The 20,970-nt window shown below is 70.5% G+C and carries 17 protein-coding genes; 4 read left to right on the top strand and 13 right to left on the bottom strand.

The features are described 5' to 3' along the window. Positions 1-177: 177 nt before the first annotated feature. The 4 genes from ACWBNA_RS21425 to ACWBNA_RS21410 all read right to left on the bottom strand — a co-directional run bounded on the left by ACWBNA_RS21425 (position 178) and on the right by ACWBNA_RS21410 (position 4,223). Positions 178-936, bottom strand: a complete 759-nt coding sequence (locus ACWBNA_RS21425) for an IclR family transcriptional regulator (RefSeq protein ID WP_482706040.1) — start codon at positions 934-936, stop codon at positions 178-180. Next, the gene (locus ACWBNA_RS21420) at positions 933-2,333 is read right to left on the bottom strand and encodes an alpha/beta hydrolase family protein (protein ID WP_482706039.1); all 1,401 of its coding nucleotides are present in this window, start codon (positions 2,331-2,333) and stop codon (positions 933-935) included. The genes ACWBNA_RS21425 and ACWBNA_RS21420 overlap by 4 nt, the downstream gene beginning before the upstream one ends. Further along, on the bottom strand, positions 2,330-3,688 hold the full coding sequence (locus tag ACWBNA_RS21415; RefSeq protein WP_482706038.1) for an MFS transporter: 1,359 nt from the start codon (positions 3,686-3,688) through the stop codon (positions 2,330-2,332). The genes ACWBNA_RS21420 and ACWBNA_RS21415 overlap by 4 nt, the downstream gene beginning before the upstream one ends. Before the next feature lie 109 nt (positions 3,689-3,797). Continuing rightward, the gene (locus ACWBNA_RS21410) at positions 3,798-4,223 is read right to left on the bottom strand and encodes a MarR family winged helix-turn-helix transcriptional regulator (RefSeq protein ID WP_482706037.1); all 426 of its coding nucleotides are present in this window, start codon (positions 4,221-4,223) and stop codon (positions 3,798-3,800) included. Between the two features lie 290 nt (positions 4,224-4,513). Here ACWBNA_RS21410 and ACWBNA_RS21405 point away from each other — a divergent pair, with 290 nt between their 5' ends. Genes ACWBNA_RS21405 through ACWBNA_RS21390 form a run of 4 tightly spaced genes read left to right on the top strand, consistent with a single transcriptional unit; the run spans position 4,514 to position 8,333 of the window. After that, a complete protein-coding gene (locus ACWBNA_RS21405; protein ID WP_482706036.1) occupies positions 4,514-5,431 on the top strand; it encodes an SDR family NAD(P)-dependent oxidoreductase in 918 nt (305 codons plus the stop codon). A gap of 11 nt (positions 5,432-5,442) precedes the next feature. Then, positions 5,443-6,318, top strand: coding sequence for an amidohydrolase family protein (locus ACWBNA_RS21400; protein WP_482706058.1), 876 nt, complete (start codon positions 5,443-5,445; stop codon positions 6,316-6,318). 10 nt (positions 6,319-6,328) lie between these two features. Further along, complete coding sequence (gene menE, locus ACWBNA_RS21395) at positions 6,329-7,834, top strand: o-succinylbenzoate--CoA ligase (protein ID WP_482706035.1); 1,506 nt, start codon at positions 6,329-6,331, stop codon at positions 7,832-7,834. 43 nt (positions 7,835-7,877) lie between these two features. Next, positions 7,878-8,333, top strand: coding sequence for a MaoC family dehydratase (locus ACWBNA_RS21390; protein WP_482706034.1), 456 nt, complete (start codon positions 7,878-7,880; stop codon positions 8,331-8,333). 60 nt (positions 8,334-8,393) lie between these two features. Here ACWBNA_RS21390 and ACWBNA_RS21385 read toward each other — a convergent pair whose 3' ends face one another. The 9 genes from ACWBNA_RS21385 to ACWBNA_RS21345 form a co-directional block, all read right to left on the bottom strand. After that, positions 8,394-9,260, bottom strand: coding sequence for a PaaX family transcriptional regulator (locus ACWBNA_RS21385; protein ID WP_482706033.1), 867 nt, complete (start codon positions 9,258-9,260; stop codon positions 8,394-8,396). A 24-nt stretch (positions 9,261-9,284) separates the two neighbouring features. Next, a complete protein-coding gene (locus ACWBNA_RS21380; RefSeq protein ID WP_482706032.1) occupies positions 9,285-10,133 on the bottom strand; it encodes a hypothetical protein in 849 nt (282 codons plus the stop codon). Next, on the bottom strand, positions 10,133-11,812 hold the full coding sequence (locus tag ACWBNA_RS21375) for a histidinol-phosphatase (protein ID WP_482706031.1): 1,680 nt from the start codon (positions 11,810-11,812) through the stop codon (positions 10,133-10,135). The genes ACWBNA_RS21380 and ACWBNA_RS21375 overlap by 1 nt, the downstream gene beginning before the upstream one ends. Before the next feature lie 28 nt (positions 11,813-11,840). Beyond that, complete coding sequence (locus ACWBNA_RS21370; protein ID WP_482706030.1) at positions 11,841-13,670, bottom strand: LamG-like jellyroll fold domain-containing protein; 1,830 nt, start codon at positions 13,668-13,670, stop codon at positions 11,841-11,843. Between the two features lie 51 nt (positions 13,671-13,721). Then, positions 13,722-16,643 carry a glycoside hydrolase family 2 TIM barrel-domain containing protein gene (locus ACWBNA_RS21365; RefSeq protein ID WP_482706029.1) on the bottom strand — a complete coding sequence of 974 codons (2,922 nt, stop codon included), beginning with the start codon at positions 16,641-16,643 and terminating at the stop codon, positions 13,722-13,724. Next, the gene (locus ACWBNA_RS21360) at positions 16,643-17,506 is read right to left on the bottom strand and encodes a carbohydrate ABC transporter permease (protein WP_482706028.1); all 864 of its coding nucleotides are present in this window, start codon (positions 17,504-17,506) and stop codon (positions 16,643-16,645) included. Before ACWBNA_RS21360 ends, ACWBNA_RS21365 begins: the two co-directional genes overlap by 1 nt. Before the next feature lie 15 nt (positions 17,507-17,521). Further along, positions 17,522-18,484 (bottom strand): carbohydrate ABC transporter permease, encoded by a 963-nt coding sequence (locus tag ACWBNA_RS21355; RefSeq protein ID WP_482706027.1) that lies wholly within the window; start codon positions 18,482-18,484, stop codon positions 17,522-17,524. After that, positions 18,484-19,770, bottom strand: coding sequence for an ABC transporter substrate-binding protein (locus tag ACWBNA_RS21350; RefSeq protein WP_482706026.1), 1,287 nt, complete (start codon positions 19,768-19,770; stop codon positions 18,484-18,486). The genes ACWBNA_RS21355 and ACWBNA_RS21350 overlap by 1 nt, the downstream gene beginning before the upstream one ends. 76 nt (positions 19,771-19,846) lie before the next feature. Next, positions 19,847-20,866 carry a carbohydrate kinase family protein gene (locus ACWBNA_RS21345; RefSeq protein ID WP_482706025.1) on the bottom strand — a complete coding sequence of 340 codons (1,020 nt, stop codon included), beginning with the start codon at positions 20,864-20,866 and terminating at the stop codon, positions 19,847-19,849. Between the last annotated feature and the right edge of the window lie 104 nt (positions 20,867-20,970).

The raw sequence follows: 20,970 nt of genomic DNA, 5'->3' as shown, positions 1-20,970 counted from the left end.
GGGGTGCCGTCCTGCATCGGGCGCCGGCCGGCACCGGCGGTCGGGCCGTCTCCGGCTCGCCGCGTGTCGATGACGACGACCGCGGCCGCCGCGAGGAATCCAGGCCGCGCAGGAACGCGCTCGTAAGCGGAAGCGGCAGCGCCGATCGTTCGCCACAGGCCGTTCGCCACCGACCGCCTATGTCCGGCTCCCGTCCGGCTGCCACCCCAGCGCCCGCGAGATCCCCCGCGCCGCCAGCCGCACCGCCGGAATCAGCGTCGGGACCTGGGCGCCGTCCTGCGGCACGACGACCGACACGGCCGCGACCAGCGTCCCGTCAAGGCCGCGTACCGGGGCGGCCACCGACAGGGCGTCCTCGGTGACCTGGCGGTCGCTCACCGCGACGCCCGAGCGGCGTACGTCGGCCAGGACACGGCGCAGCCGGCCCGGGTCGGTGATCGTGTGCGGGGTGTAGGAGGCGAGCGGGCGGGCGCAGTACTCCTCCTGGAGGTCCGGGTCGCCGTAGGCCAGCAGTGCGAGCCCGACCCCGGTGACGTGCAGGGGCCAGCGGGCTCCGACGCGGATGTGGACGCCGACCGCCGAGCGGCCGGAGATCCACTCGATGTAGACGACCTCCGAGCCGTCGCGCACCGCCAACTGCACGTTCTCGTGCGTGGCTTCGTACAGGTCCTCCAGGTACGGCAGCGCGACCTGCCGCAGTGCGAGGGCGCGGGGGGCGAGTGCCGCGACCTCCCACAGGCGCAGTCCGACGTGGTAGGTGCCGGACTCGTCGCGCTCGAGGGCGCCCCACGCGGTGAGGGCGCCCACGAGCCGGTGCGCGGTGGTCAGGGTCAGCCCGGCCCGCCGGCTGATGTCCGTCAGGGTGAGCGCCGGGTGTTCGTGGTCGAACGCGGCGAGGACGGACAGCAGCCGGTCGGGCGCGGAGCGGGTGGTCATGGCCGGGCGTCTCCCGGGTGGGCGAGGTCGTAGGGGCGGGGGTAGGCGGTCGGCCGGAAGGCGAGGTAACGGCCCGGGGTGGCCGGGTCCGCCTGCTGGGCGCGGGAGTTGAGGGTGGCGGGCGAGGTGTCCCAGCGGCCGGTGTCCAGTCGGTGCTCCAGGGTGTGCAGGGCGCTGACCATCTCGCCGGTGGTGAAGGTGCAGTGGCCGGGGCCGTCGACGTAGGCCTGGCTGAGCAGTGGTGCCGCGCCGGCGGCGGTGGCGGCCCGCCGGTAGGCGCTCTCGGACTGTACGGGGATCAGCGCGTCGCCGGTGGTGTGGATGTTCAGCTGGGGATCGGTGAGGCGGCCGGTGAAGCTGCTGGTCTGTCGCATCCAGCGTACGGCGGTGGGGTCGGCGGGGATACGCGGCGACCGGGCGAGGGCCGTGAGGTCGCCCCGCAGCGACACGCCCGCCTCCTTGTAGAGCTCCGTCACCTCCTTGTACAGCGGGGAGCGTCCGAGCATGGCGGTGTAGTCGATGCCGGTGTTCCAGGACGGGTTGCCGCCCGCGCGGCTCTCCGCCTCCTGCCGCCAGGAGAAGGCGGGGCGGCCCAGGAGACCGGTGACGGCGGCGTACTGGTTGGCCTGCTGCCCCGCCCAGTCGGACGGGCCGGGCTCGGTCTGTGCGGGGTCGTTGTGGCCGGGGATGTTGTGCAGGGCGGCGGCCAGGGCGATCCGGGCGCGGCCCGCCGGCGTCTGCTGGGCCGAGGTCACCTTCCCGGTGAGGGCCTTCGACGCGTCGACCGCGGACGCCTGGTCGGCGAAGCCGGTGAGCGGGATGTCGGCGTCCGGCGCGAGGAGGGTCTTGAGCGCGAACACCGGATCCAGGGTGCTGTTCCAGTTGGCGACGCCACCCTGTACGAGCCCGCACATCGACAGCGATCCGTCGAAGCGGTCGGCGTGCCGCTCGGCCAGGGCCGTCGTCACGAGGCCGCCGTACGACCTGCCCCAGGCGAGTGTCCGCCGGGCCGGGCCGAACTTCTGCGTGAACAGGTCCAGCGTGGCGAGCTGGTCGGGCACCGCGTCGGTGACGGCCCAGCCGTTCGTCGCGTACGAGGAGCCGATGAGGGCGTAGCCCTCGGCCAGCAGTTGGGCGGTCGTCGCACCGCCGGAGTCCGAATCGGGCGAGTTCTGAGCCGCGTTGGGCAGGCCGACGGGGCGGTAGCCGTGGCTGAACAGGAGGACCGTGCCGTTCCAGTCGGCGGGTACGTCCATCAAGTAGGCCGCACCCGAGGGGAGTTTGCCTTCGATGTGGGCGTCCGTCGCGGCCTGTTGTGCCGGTTGTGCCTGTGCGGGCAGTGAGGTCGTGGCGCACAGGGCGATGGTCAGTAACGCGACGCGGGTGGGGGTCCTCATCGGGGTGACCTTTCCGGGGTGGGGGTGGCGGTGCGGGTGGGGGCGGAGTCGAGCGTGTCGGTGTGGGTCTCGCGCATCCGCCAGACGGTGAGCGCGGTGATCGCCGCGCCGCCGCACAGCAGCAGGGACACGGGGGTGCTGCCGCCGCCGTTGGAGGCGAGCAGGCTGCTCGCGATCAGCGGCGAGAAGCCGGCCCCGACGAGGGTGGCCGCCTGGTAGCCGAGGGAGGCGCCGGTGTAGCGGACGCGGGTGCCGAACATCTCGGTGAGCAGGGCGCCGAGCGGGCCGTACATCGTGGACTGGGCGATGCCGTGGCCGAGGACGAGGGCGAGGATCAGCAGGCCGGGGGAGCCCGAGTCGACCAGGGCCAGTACCGGGAAGGCGAGCGCGGCCGAGGCGAGGGCACCGGCCAGGACCACCGGGCGGCGGCCGACCCGGTCGGACAGCGCGGACGCGGCGGGCAGGACCAGCAGGGCGACGCACGAGGCGATCGTCACGGCGGCGAGCACCTGTGGACGGCTGTACCCGTGGCCGACCGCGTACGAAATCATGAATCCGGTCAGCAGCGACTGCGCGGTGAACGCGCCGATCCCGACACAGGCGGCCAGCAGCACCGGCTTCGGGCGCCGCAGCACCTCCAGGATCGGGGGCTTCGCCGACGGCTGCGGCTTCACCTCGGCGAACAGCGGGCTCTCCGCCACCTTGAGGCGGACGAACATGCCGACCGCAAGCAACAGGATGCTCAGCAGGAACGGCACCCGCCAGCCCCAGGAGCGGAAGTCGTCGTCGGGCAGGGCGGAGACCAGCGTGACCACGCCGGCCGACAGTACGGAGCCGAGCGGGGCGCCGAGCTGGGTGAAGCTGGACCACAGGCCGCGCCGGGAACCCTGGACGCGTTCGGCGTGCTCGACGACCATCAGGGTCGCGCCGCCCCACTCGCCGCCGATCGCGAGGCCCTGCACGACCCGCAGGGCGACGAGGAGGACGGGGGCCCAGACGCCGATCGTGTCGTAGGTCGGCAGTACGCCGATCAGGAAACTCCCGCAGCCCATCAGGGCCATGGTCAGCAGCATCATCGACTTGCGGCCGAGGCGGTCGCCGAAGTGGCCGAAGACGATGCCGCCGAGCGGGCGGGCCACATAACCCGCGGCGAAGGTGCCGAAGGCCGCGATGGTGCCGACCGCGGGGTCGGCGCCGGGGAAGAACAGGTCGCCGAAGACCAGCGCGGCGACCGTGCCGTAGACGAGGAAGTCGTAGAACTCCACTGCCGTGCCGAGCAGGCCGGACAGGGCGACGCGGCGCAACTGCCGCTGTTGTGGGGACGGTTGGCGTGCGGACGTGTGGGGTGGCTGCACGATGTGCTCCCTGATGCCGATGGCGTGGGGGTGTCACCGGTGGGGGACTTCACCGATGCCCCGGTGAAGTTAGGCATCCATCGTGCGGCCGTCAATCATTTGCACAACATCAGTTGAGACCGTCCTCCGCGATCCGCAGCAGGAGCGCGTGCAGCGCGTCCCGCTCCGCCGCGTCGAGCGGGTCGAGGAGTTCGTTGGTCACCCGCAGGCCGGCCTCGTCGGTGTCGCGCAGGAAGCCGCGGCCGGCCTCGGTGAGGACGACGATGCGGCTGCGGCGGTCGTCCGGGGAGGGCCGGCGTTCGGCGAAACCCAGCTTCTCCAGGTCGTCGACCAGGCCGACGATCGCGCTCGGGTCGTAGCCGAGGGTCGTGCTCAGTTCGCGCTGCAGGGCGCCCCCGGAGGTGGCGAGGAGGCGGAGCAGGGCGTAGTGGCGCAGGCGCAGGCCGGACTCCTGGAGGAAGCCGTTGAACAGCTGCCCGGAGCGCAGTCCCAGCCGGTACAGGAGGTAGCCGGTGTCCGCGTGCAGCCCGCGCATCCACGGCTCGTCGGCGTCGATCGGGGCGGGGCCTGCGGCGTGGTCGGTGGCACGTGGCTGGCGAGCGATGGCGGGCTCCCTGGGAGAGGCCCCGGGGTGGGGCGGTTCGGCTTGCTGTGCGGTGGCTGAGCGGAGGGCTGAGCCGTCGTCGAGGTGGTGCCGCGTCCAGTCTGACGCACCGGCCGGGCGGCAACAACTATTGACGTCACCAATTATTGCTCTTAGCTTCGATCTGTACGCCGCACAGCCGCGGCCGCATCACCCGTGTCACCTTGTGAAGGGACCCGCCCGTGCCCAGCATCGATCTCACCGGCAAGGCCGCCGTCGTCACCGGCAGCGGCCGGGGCCTCGGCCTCGCCTACGCGCACGCCCTGGCCGCCCACGGCGCCTTCGTGGTCGTCAACGACATCGACGAGGCCGTGGCCGAGCAGGCCGTGAAGTCCATCACCGCGGCGGGCGGCACCGCCGTCGCCGAGGTCGTCCCGGTCGGCACGACCGAGGCCGCCGACCGGCTCGTCGGCCGCGCGGTCGAGGAGTTCGGACGGCTCGACATCCTGGTCACCAACGCGGGCATCCTGCGCGACAAGGTGCTGTGGAAGATGACCGACGAGGACTTCGACGCGGTGATCACCACCCACCTCAAGGGCACCTTCACCTGCGCCCGTGCCGCCGCCGTGCGCATGCGCGAGCAGGGCGAGGGCGGCAGCCTGATCCTGGTCGGCTCCCCGGCCGGACAGCGCGGCAACTTCGGCCAGACCAACTACGCCGCCGCCAAGGCCGGCATCGCCGCGATGGCCCGCACCTGGTCCATGGAGCTCGGCCGTGCCGGCATCACCGTCAACGCGATCGTGCCGGTCGCCGCCACCGCGATGACCGAGACCATCCCCGCGTTCGCCCCGTACATCGAGGCCATGAAGAACGGCGAGCCGCTGCCGGACTTCCTCCGCAAGGGCGAGGGCTTCGGCACGCCCGAGGACTGCGCGGCCCTCGTCCCCTTCCTCGCCTCCGAGGCCGCCCGCTCGATCACCGGCCAGGCCATCGGCATCGGCGGCGACAAGGTGGCACTCTGGTCGCATCCGCAGGAGATCAGCGCGGCCTACGCCGACGGCGGCTGGACCCCCGCGACCCTGGCCGACGCCTTCCCCACCTCGGTCGGCGCCGAGCTCCAGACGGTCGGCATCCCGGCCCCCAAGTTCCCGGAGGCCTGACCATGACGACCATCGACGTCGAGGATCTCGTCGCGATCGACGTCCACACCCACGCGGAGGTGTCCTCCAAGGGTCACTCCTCCCTGGACGACGACCTGCACGACGCCTCCTCCGCCTACTTCAAGGTTGAGGGCAAGCGGAAGCCGACGCTTCAGGAGACGGCCGCCTACTACCGCGAGCGGAAGATGGCCGCCGTGATCTTCACGGTGGACGCCGAGTCCGCGACCGGCACGGCCCCCGTCCCCAACGAGGAGGTCGCCGAGGCGGCGGCCGCCAACGCGGACGTCCTCATCCCCTTCGCGTCCATCGACCCGTTCCGGGGTAAGGCGGGCGTGAAGCGGGCCCGGCGCCTGGTCGAGGAGTACGGGGTGAGGGGCTTCAAGTTCCACCCCAGCGTCCAGGGCTTCTTCCCCAACGACCGCTCGGTGGCGTACGACCTCTACGAGGTGATCGAGGAGACCGGCACCATCGCCCTCTTCCACACCGGCCAGACCGGTATCGGCGCCGGCGTGCCCGGCGGGGGCGGGATCCGGCTCAAGTACTCGAACCCGCTGCACGTGGACGACGTGGCGGCCGACTTCCCGCATATGAAGATCATTCTGGCGCACCCGTCCTTTCCCTGGCAGGACGAGGCCCTCGCGGTCGCCACCCACAAGCCGGGCGTGCACATCGACCTGTCCGGCTGGTCGCCGAAGTACTTCCCGCCGCAGCTCGTGCAGTACGCCAACACGCTGCTCAAGGACAAGGTGCTGTTCGGTTCGGACTTCCCCCTCCTCACCCCCGACCGCTGGCTCGCCGACTTCGCGAAGCTGCCGATCAAGGACGAGGTCAGGCCGAAGATCCTCAAGGAGAACGCCGCCCGCCTGCTCGGGCTGACCAAACCGTAAGGGGCGTGACATGCGCAACGAGGGACTGGGGTCGTGGCCCGCACGCCGGGCCCGCAAGACCCCGCACCGCACCGCCCTGGTCCACGGTGGGCAGTCGACTGACTACCGCACATTGCATACACGCACCACCCGTCTCGCCCACGCACTGCGCGCCCGGGGCATCCGACGTGGCGACCGCATCGCCTACCTCGGCCCCAACCACCCTTCCTACCTGGAGACCCTGTTCGCGGCCGGCATCCTCGGCGCGGTCTTCGTCCCCCTCAACACCCGCCTCGTCGGCCCGGAGATCGCCTACCAGCTGGCCGACTCCGGTGCCAAGGCGCTCGTCTACGGCCCGTCGTTCCAGGCACTGGTCGCCGGCCTGCCGGGCAGCACGGACGTGCGGACGTACGTCGAAGTCGGCGCCGAATACGAACAAGCGCTGTCCGAGGCCGTGGCGGAGCCCATCGACGAGCCGGTCGGGGCCGACGACACCTGCATCATCATGTACACCTCGGGCACGACCGGCCGCCCCAAGGGCGCCATGCTCACCCACGGCAACCTCACCTGGAATGCGATCAACGTCCTCGTCGACACCGACCTGATCGCCGACGAACGGGCCCTGGTCTCCGCCCCGTTGTTCCACACGGCAGGCCTGAACATGCTCACCCTGCCGGTCCTCCTCAAGGGCGGCACCTGCGTCCTGGTCGAGGCCTTCGACCCGGACGCCACCTTCGGCCTGGTCGAAGAGCACCGGATCACCTTCATGTTCGGCGTGCCCACGATGTTCGACCAGATGGCCCGGCATCCGCGCTGGAAGGACGCCGACCTGTCCTCCCTGCGGATCCTCACCTGCGGCGGCTCCCCGGTGCCGTCGCCGCTGATCGCCGCCTACCAGGAGCGCGGCCTGACCTTCCTCCAGGGCTACGGCATGACGGAGGCGTCTCCCGGCACGCTGTTCCTGGACGCCGAACACGTGGCGAGCAAGGCGGGTTCGGCCGGGGTGCCACACTTCTTCAGCGACGTAAGGGTGGTACGGCCGGACCTGGCTCCCGTCGACGTCGACGAGACCGGCGAGGTCATGGTCCGCGGCCCGCACGTCATGCCCGGCTACTGGGGGCTGCCCGAGGAGACGGCGGCCTCCTTCGCGGACGGCTGGTTCCGCAGCGGGGACGCCGCCCGCGTCGACGAGGACGGCTACGTCTACATCGTCGACCGCATCAAGGACATGATCATCTCCGGTGGCGAGAACATCTACCCCGCCGAGATCGAGGACCTGCTCCTCGCCCACCCGGACATCGTCGAGTGCGCGGTCATCGGCGTTCCCGACGACAAGTGGGGTGAGGTGCCGCGGGCGGTCGTCGTGCCGCGCGAGGGTGCCTCGCCGGACCCCGACGAGGTACTGGCCTCGCTCGCCGGCCGGCTCGCCAAGTACAAGATCCCGAAGTCGGTGGTCGTCGCGGACGAACTCCCGCGCACCGCCTCCGGCAAGCTCCTCAAGTCCCGGGTGCGCAAACGCTTCGGCACCCAGTCCTGACGTTCAACTCTCCGCTTCCGACTCCCAGCTTAAGGAAAGCCACATGGGCATCACCGTCAACGGCCTCGACGAACTGAAGAAGCTGGCCGGCAGCGACCTCGGCACGAGCGAGTGGATCGAGGTCACCCAGGAGCGCATCAACACCTTCGCCGACGCCACCGGCGACCACCAGTGGATCCACGTGGACCCGGAGAGGGCCGCGGCGGGCCCCTTCGGCGCCCCCATCGCGCACGGCTATCTCACCCTCTCCCTCTTCATCCCGCTGTTCACCGAGCTGCTGGACGTCCAGGGCGTGACCACGAAGGTCAACTACGGCCTCAACAAGGTGCGTTTCCCCGCCCCGGTGAAGGTGGGCTCACGCATCAGGCTGGTGGCGAAGCTGACGGAGGTCGAGGACGTGCCGGGCGGTGTGCAGGTCGCCGTCGACGGGGCGATCGAGGTCGAGGGCGGGGCGAAGCCGGCGGCCGTGCTGCAGAGCCTGTCGCGGTTCTACGCCTGAGACCGAGGGACCGGGCCCGCGCCCGCCGAGCCGCACGGGTCAGCTCGCGCGTCGTCGGGCTCAGTCGCTCTCGCGCACCGGCACCAGGTCGAGCAGCCGCTGCGCGCACTCCCGGGCGAGCGGGGTGAGCCGGTCGTAAACCGTCCGGAACGTCTTCTCGGCCTCTTCCGCCGGCCAGTCGTCCGGCAGGTGCCTGACCGGCAGGCGGGGGTCGCGGCGGATCACCTGGAGCCACTCGGTGGACAGCCGCAGCCGTAGCGCGAGCGAGGCGAGTTGGGGATCCTCGCGCCCGGAGGCCGGGGAGACGTCGTCGGGGGTGGGCAGCCGGGCCTCCCACGGCTGCCAGCGCCGTACGAACTCCTCGTAGCGCGCCGCCAGTTCGGCCAGCTCCCAGGTCTCCTCGACCATCGCGCCGATGTCCATGCCGGTGTCGGCGTGTGCGCGGAAGACCTTCACATGGGCGGACAGGCCCAGCTCGTCGACCAGCGACGACACGTCGACCTCGCCGGGCGCGATCCACAGGCCGCTGAACAGCGGCCCGAAGCCGCTCCAGGTGAGCTTGGAGCGCAGGTCGTGGCGCTGCCGCTGCCAGGACTCGGGCAGGGAGAAGCCGAGCAGAGTCCAGGTGCCGTCCCAGTGCCGGTTGACCGCGCCGGTCTGCCAGATGCGCCGGCCGCCGTCCCGCAGCACCGCCGCCGAGCGCTCCGTCAGGCCGAAGTACATGCGGCGGCCCTCACGCTGCCGGCGCAGCAGACCGCGGTTCACCATGCGGGTCAGCGTCGACCGCGTCGCCTGCTCGCCGACCCCGGCGCACGCGAAGACGTCGATGACACTGCCCGAATACACACAGACGTCCCGGCCGAGCACCTGGTCGCCCAGGAACGTCAGCATGAGCGACTGGGGCCGCAGCGACTCTTCGGTGGTCACGCGGCCCACGTTACCTCCCGCCGATCAGTCCGTGACCTGCTTGTACGAGTACACGGCCGTCGCCACCGCGCACACTCCGGGCGGGATCACCTCCACGCGCAAGGTGCCGCTGCCCGGGTCGTGGTCGACGCCCTCCGCCTCGAACGTGCCCGTGCACACGCTGCGCTGCGGCAGCCCGAACAGGCTCCGCACCGAGCCGGTGACCGCCTGTCCGTCCAGCTTGTGGGCAAGGTCGATCCGGAGCAGCGGCCGGATCTCGGGGAACAGCGTGCCGGTGGCGTCGTTCGAGGCGCACACCAGGCGGGTGTCCGTCACGAAGTCGCAGCCCTGGATGTCGCGCACCGGCTTGTCGAGCGTGATCTGCCAGACCTCCGGCAGGTCGCCGCCGGTCGGAGGAGTGGCCGGGTTGAGCAGGGGAGCGGGGAAGACCTGGAATCTGTTCTGGTCGCCCCACTCACCCGACACCAGCCACTGCCCGTCGGGCGAGACGGCGGCGAAGGAGTTGTTCAGCTGCTCGCCCGGGTTGAGCCGGTGGACGTACTCGTAGCGCTTCCCGGCCGGTGTGGTGACCGCGAACATCTTCGACGTGGCCGTGTCGGGGCCCTGGTAGGCGTCGAAGACGTACCCGCGCGCGATGTCCGGGTCACCGATGTGGTTCCAGCCCTTGACGCGCAGATCGAGGGGGATGGACGCCAGTCCGCGGTACAGCAGTGAGCCGTCCGCGCGACTGGCGAGGCCCTGACCGCCGCCGAGGGTGTCGGTGTACGCGGTGGCGGTCTGCGCCCAGTGCGGGTCACCGGCGGCCGACGCCGTGCCCACGCCGAGCGCGCAGGCACCCAATAAGCCAGCCAGAGCAACGAGTTGACGTCTCATCAGGCTCCTGTCACGTCGACGAAGACGGGGTTGGAATAGAACCACGTGTCGGCCCACGGGTCACCGTCTCCGGGCACGTGGGGAATCGGGCCGTGCGGGTCGACGGAGGCACCCAGGTAGCCGGCGCCGTTGCGCTTGCCGTCGCTGCCGCGGAGGCGGACGTAGAAGGACTCGTCCCCGGCGGTGACCGGGATGCGCAGGGTGTACGTCCCCTTGCGGCCCGAGACGTCCTTCGTCTGGACGACCTTCGTGTCGGGAGCCTTCCAGGTGTCACGGTCGGCCACCGGGCCGCGCACCGCGCCCCGGATCACGTCCACGTGTGCCAACTCGGGCAGAATTCCCTGAGTGTTGGGGCGCGAGGTGGTCGTGACGGTGACGTTCAGCGTGAGCTTCTCGCCCTTGCGGACCCGCAGCCGGCCGCCCAGGGTGACGCCCGGTCCGAAGTCGCGGTCCCGTGTCAGCCGGACGTCGAGCCCGTCGAGCAGATGCCCGTGGTCGAGCCAGACCCGGCCCGCCCGCAGGCCCGCCATCACCGAGCGGTAGCCGTAGCGGGTCACGCCGACATGGGTGCGGCTGAACTGGCCGGGCCAGAAGTCGCCGCCGGGCTGGGGGGAGTCGGTGTTCACGGGGTCGGGGATGTGGCCGGTGTTGTCGAAGTTCTGTCCCGGCAGCCAGTCGCCGTTCTTCCAGGTGTCGAAGACGACGCGGTGCACGTCCGAGTTGGTGGTGATGGTGAACAGCTTGCCCTCGGCGAGCATGGAGTCCCACATGCCGCCGACGGTCGCCGTCATCCAGTCGTATCCTCCGTACAGGACGTACGCGTTCTCCGGATAGCCGGGCCAGGAGTTCACGGACGGCTTGTTGGTGTACTCGCCGCGCTGCGAGTCGGGTCCCTCCCAGCCGGGGATGCCTCCGCCCTGGGCGCCGGGCGCCCCCTCCATCCCGATCATGATCTCGGGCGCCGCGTCCCGCCAGTTGCGCATCTCGTGCGGTGAGTCGATGCCCAGCCGGAGCGGGTGGTTCGCGAGGACGAGGACGTCGTCGACGTAGCCCGAACGCCGTTGGTCGGCCAGCCACTTGATGGCCTTCACGGCGTGTGCCTCGTTGCGGGCCGTGTTCGGGTTGTCGGCCGCGCCGTCGGTGTAGTTGAGCAGCTTGCCGTCGTACGCGAGCTCGAACTGCGTGAGCAGGTCCACCTCGTGCGGGCCGGGCGCCGAGAAGACCGTGCAGTGCTCGGCGGCCGGGATGTACCACTCCAGGCCCTGGAAGATCAGCTGACGGGGGTTCTCGGCCCGCGCCTTGAGGATCTCCTGGTGCTCCATCGCGGCGCCGTAGTAGGCGTGACCGAAGTTGGAGTGCTCGTTGAAGACCATCCAGTCGAGACCGTACTTGGCTGACGCGGTGGCCAGTTGGGAGAACGTGTACTTCGCGTCGTGGCTGTAGACGGAGTGGATGTGGTGGTCGCCGACGAGATAGGCGAGACGGGGGTCCTCGCCGCCGAGCGGGCGCTCGTCCGCCGCCGTTGCCGCCACCGCGGGCGTGGCCGCGGAGCCGAGGGCGAACGCCGCGCCGAACAGGCCGGCGCGCCGCAGGAGCCCGCGCCGGGAAACACCCTGCGCGTCGAGGTCGGAGGGGGAGACGGACGGGTCGGCCCAGGAGGGCAGCTGCTGATCGGTCATGGTGTCTGTCCTCTGCGTGATCAAAGACTCAGTGGTTCATGAACGAGGTGACGGGCAGCGCCCGTTCGACGATGCGGACGTCGCCGAGCCGTCCGTGCAGGATCTGGTCGATCTTTCCGGCGTACTCGTATCCCCCGAGCAGCCACGGCAGCCCGACGGAGGTGAGCCCGACAGCGGAGGCGTGCGGATTGCGGGCGACCGGGCAGCCCTGGACGTACATCGTGGTGTGGGAGCCGTCGTTGACGACGGCGACGTGCCACCACACCTCCCGGGCCGTCTCGTCGCCCCAGTTCGTGGCGATGCCCTGCTGGTTGAGCGGGCGGACCGCCCACTGCGGGCCGGGCCCGTCGGACAGCGAGAGCGTGGCCAGCGGCTCATCGGGGTCGTCCTCGGTCTTGCCGGCGGCGCCGCCCGTGCCGGTCCGGCTGACCAGTCCCGACCAGGCGTTGTGGTCGGGGTCCCAGTCGGCCGGGAGGCGGTAGAAGGCCTCGATGGTGTAACCGGCCTTGAATGTCGCCGAGTTGAGGGGAGCTCCGTCGACCGTGCGCAGGTAGGCGCCCTTCAGCGGGGACTTGTAGCCCGAGAACTCCAGGCTGCCGTGGCCGGGCTGGTCGGGGTGGTGGTCGGCCGACCAGCCCAGGGAGCCGCCGCCCACCGACACCAGGGTGAGGTCGTTGCCGCGGCCGGACAGGTCACGGATCGTGCCGGACGCGGGTGACTCGAAGCGCCAGTACGCGACCGTGCCCGGGACCAGCATCCTGGAGACGGGGCGGGCCGGGCGCACGGGCTGCGGGGCGAAGCCGGAGAAGCGGGCCGCGAAGTCGATGTCGACGGAGAAGCGGTCGGCGTCGCCGCTCAGTTCGATCTCCTGCCGCTCCAGCTCGTTCAGCCCCTTCGAGGCCCGGCCGAGGATCCACGGTGAGACCGTCTCGACGTCGATGACGTCGCGGTCCAGGTCGAAGTGGTACAGACGGATCATCGCCGCGCCGCCGAAGTACCGGTTCTGATAGTTCGTCAGGTGCAGGTGGACGTCGTTCCCGGCAGCGTTCCTGCGCGTCGCCCGGCCTGCCGGCCAGTAGTGCCCGTTGAGGGTGAGGAAGATCTGGTCGTGGTCCTCGATCAGCTGGTCCCACAACTGCTGTCCGTACGCCGACAGGGTGTCGTCCTCGACGACCAGTTCGTGCGTGGTGAGGACGACCGGCGTCTTGGGGTGCCTGGCCAGGACGTCCTTGGCCCAGGCGTACCCCTTCGCCGACAGTCGCCAGTCCAGCGCTAGGACCATCCACTCCCGGCCGGCCGCCTTGAAGAGGTGGAAGGTGTTGTAGCCGTCGGGCGAAGCCCCGCCGAAGGTCGGCTTGCCCTTGAACCGGTCCGGTCCGAAGGCGTCCAGGTACGGCGTCGAGCCCCGCTGGTCGTCGGTCGACGACTTCACGTCGTGGTTGCCGGCCAGCACGCTGTAGCCGACACCGCGCCGGTCCAGCAGCCCGAACGCCTCGCTGATCGCGGTGACTTCACTCTCGGCGCCGTTCTCCGTGAGGTCGCCGAGGTGGGACAGGAAGACGATGTTCTCCTCCCTGCCGTGCTCCAGGAGGTAGCGCAGGGACGCCTCGATCGGCGCCTTGTCGATGCTCGGCCCGTCGAAGAGGTACTGGGTGTCGGGCATGACGGCGAGCGTGAAGCGGCTGCTGTCCGGGTCGGGCCGCCAGGCGGCGGAGGCCGGGGCCGCCTCGGCGGCCGCCGGCAGCGCGAGACCGGCCGTCGCGGCGGCGCCCAGAAGCGCCGTCGCCCGCAGGAAACCGCGTCTTCCGGCACCGGCCTGCGCGGCCTCGCCCTGGTCGTGCTCATGCGAAACGCACACGTGTGCTCCGTAACACTGCGTAAAAGGTGACAGAGGTGGCGTGGGGGGTGGTCAGAGGGCGCGCAGGGTCCAGCTCCAGTGGTGGACGCCCGGCGCGACGAGGTACGACGGTGAGGTGTCGGGCCCGCACGAGGCGGTGCCCAGGCCGCGGTGGGCCGCGTCGAGATGGACCACGCACCCCGCCCGTGGGACGAGTTGGTCGTGGTGGGTCACGGCGGTCAGGTCCTCGGCGCGGTAACGGGTCACGGACACCTGCCGTGGCTCGTCCAGCGCGACCGTGAGACCCGTGGCGTCCGGCGCCGACAGGGTGAACCGCCGTACGCCGTGCCGCCCGCCGCTCTCCTGCGGACGCAGATAGGGGGTGAACAACTCGTCCACCGGTACGGAGTGATGGCCGACGGGCGCGCCGAAGCCGCGGTCCGGATACGACTCCCAGGGGCCCTGCCCGTACCACTCCATCAGGTCGAGACCCGCCACCGTCTCGAACACGGAGCCGACCCGCGCCACATCGTCCAGCGCGTCCGGCAGTTCGGCCTGTTCCTCGACGTGGACGCCGCCCTCGACCGGCGTGAGCACCTGCACATGGCGGACGACGCCCGCCTCGGTCGCGTACTCGGCGTGCACGGTGACCCGCCCCGCCGCCCGGCGGACGTCGGCGACCTTGCGCACGAGCGCGTCCAGCCCCCAGGTCCGCCAGCGCGGCGCCATACCGCCCAGCTCGTCGTTGTCGGTGGGCGCCCGCCACAGGGAGAGGACGGGTGCGGAAGTGAGCAGGGGGTGGAGGAGCAGCCCTTCCCCGTCGACCTCGACGGAACGGTTCTGCGCCAAGGGGGTGAACCGCTTGGGCTCAGCCGCGCGCAGCCGCACCTGCGGCAGACACACCACCGTGCCGCGCGGCGCCCACGCCTCGTCGGCCGCGGTCGTCACCCGCAGCGTCAGCCACGCCTCGCCGCCGCCGTGAGGCAGCTCGAACGGCAGCGGCACCGCCGCCGTCTCACCCGGGCGCAGCTCGGGCAGCTCGGCCGGTGCGGTCAGCGTGCCGCCGTCGGCCAGGGCCAGCTCCCACCGGGCGGACAGCCAGTCCAGACCGCGGAAGTGCTGGTGGTTGCCGATGACGATGCCCTCGTGCCGCAAGCACTCCAGCCGCACCGGCGCCGCGATCTCCCGGTGCTCGTACATCACGGGTTTGGGCGTCCGGTCCGGGAAGACGATCCCGTCCGCGATGAAGGCGCCGTCGTGGATCCGCTCCCCGAAGTCGCCGCCGTACGCCCAGCGGTGGCCGGGCGCGGTGACACCGTTGTCATGGAGTCCGGCGCCCCCTCGCCCGACCGGTCTTCCGTCGTTCACACGCTGCAGGATGCCGTGGTCCCAGAACTCCCAGATGAAGCCGCCCTGAAGACCCGGGGTGGACTCGATGGCCGCCCAGTGGTCCGCGAGCGTGCCGTTGCTGTTGCCCATCGCATGGGAGTACTCGCACTGGATGAGCGGCTTGGTCTGCTCGCCGGACAGCGCGTGCGCCACGCAGTCCTCCAGCGGGGCGTACATCGGGCAGGCGATGTCGGAGGCCACCTCCGGGTCCGCCCAGCCGAGTTTGGCGGCGCCCTCGTACTGGATCGGCCGGGTCGGGTCGTGCCGGCGTACCCAGCCCGCCGCCGCGTCGTGGTTCGCGCCGTAGTCGGACTCGTTGCCCAGCGACCAGATGATGACCGAGGGGTGGTTCTTGTCCCGCAGCACCATCCGGGAGACGCGGTCCACGAAGGCGTTCAGATAGCGCGGGTCGTCGGCGATCTCGTGGGCGTGGTCGTGGGACTCGATGTCCGCCTCGTCGACGAGGTAGAAGCCCAGTTCGTCGGCGAGGTCGTACAGTGCCGGGTCGGCCGGGTAGTGCGAGGTGCGGATCGCGTTGAAGCCGAAACGCTTCAGCACGACCAGGTCGGCGCGCAGGTCGTCCCGCGACACCGTCCGCCCGGTCAGCGGATGGAAGTCGTGCCGGTTGACGCCCCGGACGAACACCCGCTCGCCGTTGACGAGCAGGTCCCGCCCGACGATCTCGACGTCCCGGAAGCCGGCCCGGTGGTGCGAGGTGTCGGCGACGGTGCCGTCGGCGCGGTGCAGCCGCACCGTCAGGTCGTACAGCTCGGGCGTCTCGGCGTTCCAGGTACGCACGTCCGCGACGGTGGCCTGCAGCCGTGCCTCGCCGAGGAAGTCGGAGACGCGGTCGTCGTCGGCGTTGGCCCGGTCGAACTCCGTGTCCTGCGTGAGGAGGTGACCGTTCAGCTCGCCGCTGACGTACCACCCCCCGGGCAGGGCGCCGCCCGCGTCCCGCACCCGGCAGTCGACCCGCAGGTCGCCGTACCGCCTGGCCCGCACGGTCACGTCGGCGAGGTGCAGCGGATCCGTCGCGTACAGCAGCACCGACCGGGTGACGCCCCCGTGCCACCACTGGTCCTGGTCCTCGATGTGCGAGGCGTCCGACCACTTCACGACCGTCAGCCGTACGACGGCCCGCTCACCGGCGCGCACCATCCCCGTCAGATCGAACTCGGCGGCCAGGTGGGAGTCCTTGGAGACGCCGGCCGGCCGCCCGTCCACGTGCACGAGGAGCACGCTCTCGGCGGCCCCCACCTGGAGCACGATCCGCCGCCCCGCCCACTCGGCGGGCACGTCCACCACACGCTCGTAGACACCCGTCGGATTGCCGGCCGGAGACAGTGGCGGGAATTCTGTATACGGCATACGGACGTTGGTGTACTGCGGAAGGTCGTCGGTGTCCTGCATGGTCCAGACACCGGGAACGTACGCCGACGACCACGCGTCCGTCAGCGGCGCGTCCGGCGCCGGCAGCAGCTGGAAGCGCCAGTCACCGTCCAGCTTCAGCGCCCCGGCGCGGCGATCGACGGCGTTCATCGGCAGCCGACGCCAGGAGGTCACCTCGGGTGCCTCCCACGGGCGGAGCGCCAGCAAGGGATCCATCAGCGGATGGCCCCCTTGCCGAGGTCGCCGATGATCTGCTTGGCGCCGATCGCGAACACGATCAGCAGCGGGATCAGGGCGAGCAGCGCACCGGTCATCACCATGCCGTAGTCCGTGGTGCCGTGGACGCCGTTGAGCTGGGACAGCGCGACCTGGAGGGTGACGTTGTCCGGGTTGGTGAGGGCGATCAGGGGCCAGGCGTAGTCGTTCCACTGGGCCATGAAGGTGAAGATGCCGAGGAAGGCGAGACCCGGGCGGACGACCGGGAGCGCGACGTGCCAGTACTGGCGCAGGAAGTTCGCCCCGTCGATCTTCGAGGCGTCCAGCAGTTCGTCGTGGATCGCGCTCTGCATGTACTGGCGCATCCAGAAGATGCCGAACGCGTTGGCCGCGGCCGGCACGATCAGCGCGGTCATCGAGCCGATCCAGCCGATGTTCGCCATGATCACGAACTGCGGGATGATCGCCATCTGCGTCGGCACCATGAAGATCGCCATCAGCACGACGAACAGCACCCTGCGGCCCGGAAACTCGAACTTGGCGAAGACGAACGCGGCCAGCGAGTCGAAGAACAGGACCAGGAAGGTCACCGAACAGGCCACGAGCAGCGAGTTGAGCATCGAGCCGAAGAAGTCGATGTTGTCGAAGAGACTGCGCACGTTCTGAAGGAAGTGCGAGCCGGGCAGCAGCTTCGGCGGGTAGGAGAAGATCTCGGTCGACGTGTGCGTCGACATGATGATGGCCCAGTAGAACGGGAAGGCCGACAGCAGCAGCCCGGTGACGAGGACCGCGTGCAGTGCGATGCCCCGGCGCCGGACACCCTGTATGCCCTTGGGGCGCCTGGTGCCTTGGATGGATGCCATGGTGTTCGGGCCTCCCTAGTCTTCGTCCCGGCGCTGCACCAGCCGCCAGTTGATGATCGAGAAGATGACGACGACGAGGAAGATGCCCCACGCCACGGCGGCGCCGTAGCCGAAGTCGTTGTTGTCGAAGGTCTGCTGGAAGAAGTAGAGGACCATCGTCCGGCCCGCGTGGTCCGGGCCGCCGGAGAACGTCGAGTCGTTCGAGGTGTTCTGCAGCAGGACCTGCGCCTCGGTGAAGCTCTGCAGGCCGGTGACCGTGGAGACCACGAGCACGAACAGCAGGGTCGGCCGCAGCAGGGGCAGCGTGATCCGGAAGAACGTCTGCAGGGGACCGGCGCCGTCCATGCGCGCCGCCTCGTACAGCTCGCCCGGGATCGTCTGCAGTCCCGCGAGGAAGATGATCGCGTTGTAGCCGACCCACTGCCAGGTCATCAGCGTCGCGATGGCGACCTTGATGCCCCACGGCGTGTTCAGCCAGGCCACCTGGTCCAGGCCCACGGCCTGCAACAGGGCGTTCACCAGGCCGAAGTTGGTGGAGAACACCGAGCCGAAGACGATGGCGATCGCCACCACCGAGGTGACGTTCGGCAGGAAGTAGGCGAACCGGTACACGTTCTTGAAGCGGACCGCCGCGTTGAGCATCACGGCCGTGACCATCGCCAGGAAGATCATGGGGAAGGTGGCCAGCGCCCAGATGACGAGGGTGTTGCCGATCGAGCTCCAGAAGTCGCTGTCGCTCAGCAGGTACCGGTACTGCGACAGGCCCGCCCACTCCATCGAGCCGAGACCGTCCCAGCGGTGGAAGGAGAGGTAGAGCGAGAAGCCGACGGGGATCAGACCGAAGGCGAGGAACAGCAGATAGAACGGGGAGATCGCGGCATACAGGTGCCAGTACTTGCGCCACCCGTTCTTCGGCCGCACGACGGGCGGGTCCGCCAGGACCACGCGGGGCTTCTCCAGGGCGGGGACGGTGGCCATCAGTAGCTCACCCCCAGGTGCTTCGCGATGCGCCGGCACTTGCTCATGGCGTCACTCCAGGCCTTCTCCGGGTCCTTGCCGAGGACGCCGACGTTCTTGATCTCGTCCTTGATGGGCTGCCCGAGGGCCACGTCGAAGGGGCTGTTGTAGGCGACCACGATCTTCTGCGCGGCGGGCCCGAAGACGTCCGTCGTCACCTGGCCGCCGAAGAACGGGTCGGGTTCGCGCAGTTGCTTCAGGCCGTACGAGGCCGGAGTGGAGGGGAACAGGCCCGCGTCGACGTAGCCCGAGGCCTGGTTGGCCGCGTCGAGCATCCACGCGATGATCTCGAAGGCCTGCTCGGGCTCCCGGCACGCCTTGGTGATCGACAGGAACGAGCCGCCGTTGTTGGAGGGCCGCACCGGCATGTCCGCGATCCGCCACTTGCCTTTGGTCTTCGGGTTGCCGTTCTTGATGTCGTACGTCGCCCAGGAGGCGCCGAGCTGGCTGGGCAGCTTGCCGGAGTCCACCGCCGAGATCTGGTCCGGGGTGCCGGTGACCAGGTTGGAGACGATCCGGCGCCGCTTGGCCTCCACGGCCAGCGCCCAGGCCGCCCGCACATGCTCCTGGTCGCCGATGAAGTTGCGGTCCTTGTCGACGTACCGCCTGCTGCCCTGCTGCACCACGTTCTCGAAGACGCTGTTGACGTCGGTGAGCAGGGAGGTTCCGGCAATCCGCTTCCGGAGCTGCTCGCCGGCCGCGAAGTACTTCTCCCAGGTGTTCAGCTCCCGGGACACGTCGGCGGGCTCGTACGGCAGTCCCGCCTCGCGGAAGACCTCGTACTGGTAGAAGTGCGCGACCGGACCGCAGTCGATGGGGAAGCCCACCATCGAGCCGTCGTCGGCGATGCCCTGGTCCCATTTCCAGGACAGGTACTGGCTCTTGTACTGCTCCGCGCCCAGGGTCCGCAGGTCCACGAACTGGTCCGCGTTGGGCAGGTAGGACGCCATGTCCTCGCCCTTGAGGCCGGCGATGTCGGGGACGTGGGCACGTCCGGCCATCGTGGTGATCAGCTTGGACCGGTAGTAGCCGCCGATCTTGATGGCCCGGAGGTCGACCGTGCTGTCGTAGCGGGCCTTGGCCTTGGCGACGACGGTGTCGCCCAGGCCGCCGTCCCAGTACCACAGGACCATGTTCGAGCCGGTCGAGCCGGTCGGAACGGCACAGCCGGACGTCAGGCCGCCCAGCGCCGTGGCCGCCGTGCCGGCCAGGCCCGCGCGCAGCAGGCCTCTTCGTGAGAGCCGCACAGCTCCCACCGCCTTTCGGGTCTGTTCGCAACTTCGCATACGAGGGGGGATGTCGGGGGCTTCGCGAGAGCGGGGGTCACTGCTGCCGTACGGGAGGCGTGACGGGCGCGTACCGGACGGGAGGACCGGGATCGGCGGGGAGCCGCTCCGCCAGGAAGCCGTACGCCCGCTTCAGGGCGGGGTCGGTCAGCGAGCGCCACCAGCGGTCGACGCCGTACCAGCCGGGGGCCGCCAGCGCACCACCGTGATGCCGTACGGACAGGCCCGCGGCCAGTACGGCGAACCGCAGCCGTTCCTCCAGCGGCCAGCCACCGAGCGAGGCGGCGACGAAGCTCGCGCCGAAGACGTCCCCGGCGCCCGTCGCGTCCAGGACGTCGATGTCCAGGGCGGGGACGTCCACGTACTCGCCGGTGGTCTGGTCGACGGCGACGGCGCCGTCGCCGCCCCGCGTGACCACGGCGACCGGCACCAGCTCGGACAGCGTGCCGAGGGCGGCGACCGCGCTGTCGGTACGGGTGTAGGCCATCGCCTCGGTCTCGTTGGGGAGGAAGGCGTGGCACAGGGACAGTTGGTCGAGGAGGTCGGTGGACCACTGCTGGGTGGGGTCCCAGCCGACGTCGGCGTAGATCCGGGTGCCGTTCGCGGCGGCCTTGGCGAGCCAGGCGCGCGGTTCGGCCTCCAGGTGCACGAGGGCCGTGAGCGCCTCGGGCGGGTCGCCCATCAGCGCGTCCTGCGAGTACGGCGGTTCCTGGCCGTGGGTGACCAGGGCCCGGTCGTTGCCGTGGGCGAGCGCGACGGTGACGGGGGTGTGCCAGCCGTCCGCGACGCGCGAGAGTGAGAGGTCGACGCCTTCCTGACCGGCGAGGATCTCCTGGCAGTAGGCGCCGTAGAAGTCGTCGCCGAACACCGTGGCCAGGGAGGTTCGCAGGCCGAGGCGGGAGGCGGCGACGGCCAGGTTGGCGATGCCGCCGGGGCCGCAGCCCATGCCGGCCGTCCAGACCTCCTCGCCCGGCGCCGGCGGCCTGCCCAGACCCGTGAGGACGAGGTCGTAGAAGAGCAGCCCGGTCAGCAGCACCTCGGGCCGGTCGTCGTCCACGCGCGCATCCTCTCGTCTGGAGAGTCTCGTCAGATCGTCAGGAGAGTCTCGTCAAAACTCTTCATTTCGGTGACCGGAATCGTGCGCCGATCGGCGACATTGGT

This window comes from Streptomyces sp. Q2, assembly GCF_056820935.1.
Note: the sequence above shows the minus strand (reverse complement) of the source record. Positions and strands in the feature narration are given on the sequence as shown.

What these genes read in the sequence shown, in the direction of transcription:
- ACWBNA_RS21425 (WP_482706040.1), bottom strand. Translation starts at nt 936, where the DNA reads ATGACCACCCGCTCCGCGCCCGACCGGCTGCTGTCCGTCCTCGCCGCG.
- ACWBNA_RS21420 (WP_482706039.1), bottom strand. Translation starts at nt 2,333, where the DNA reads ATGAGGACCCCCACCCGCGTCGCGTTACTGACCATCGCCCTGTGCGCC.
- ACWBNA_RS21410 (WP_482706037.1), bottom strand. Translation starts at nt 4,223, where the DNA reads ATGCGCGGGCTGCACGCGGACACCGGCTACCTCCTGTACCGGCTGGGA.
- menE (WP_482706035.1), top strand. Translation starts at nt 6,329, where the DNA reads ATGCGCAACGAGGGACTGGGGTCGTGGCCCGCACGCCGGGCCCGCAAG.
- ACWBNA_RS21390 (WP_482706034.1), top strand. Translation starts at nt 7,878, where the DNA reads ATGGGCATCACCGTCAACGGCCTCGACGAACTGAAGAAGCTGGCCGGC.
- ACWBNA_RS21380 (WP_482706032.1), bottom strand. Translation starts at nt 10,133, where the DNA reads ATGAGACGTCAACTCGTTGCTCTGGCTGGCTTATTGGGTGCCTGCGCG.
- ACWBNA_RS21375 (WP_482706031.1), bottom strand. Translation starts at nt 11,812, where the DNA reads ATGACCGATCAGCAGCTGCCCTCCTGGGCCGACCCGTCCGTCTCCCCC.
- ACWBNA_RS21365 (WP_482706029.1), bottom strand. Translation starts at nt 16,643, where the DNA reads ATGGATCCCTTGCTGGCGCTCCGCCCGTGGGAGGCACCCGAGGTGACC.
- ACWBNA_RS21360 (WP_482706028.1), bottom strand. Translation starts at nt 17,506, where the DNA reads ATGGCATCCATCCAAGGCACCAGGCGCCCCAAGGGCATACAGGGTGTC.
- ACWBNA_RS21355 (WP_482706027.1), bottom strand. Translation starts at nt 18,484, where the DNA reads ATGGCCACCGTCCCCGCCCTGGAGAAGCCCCGCGTGGTCCTGGCGGAC.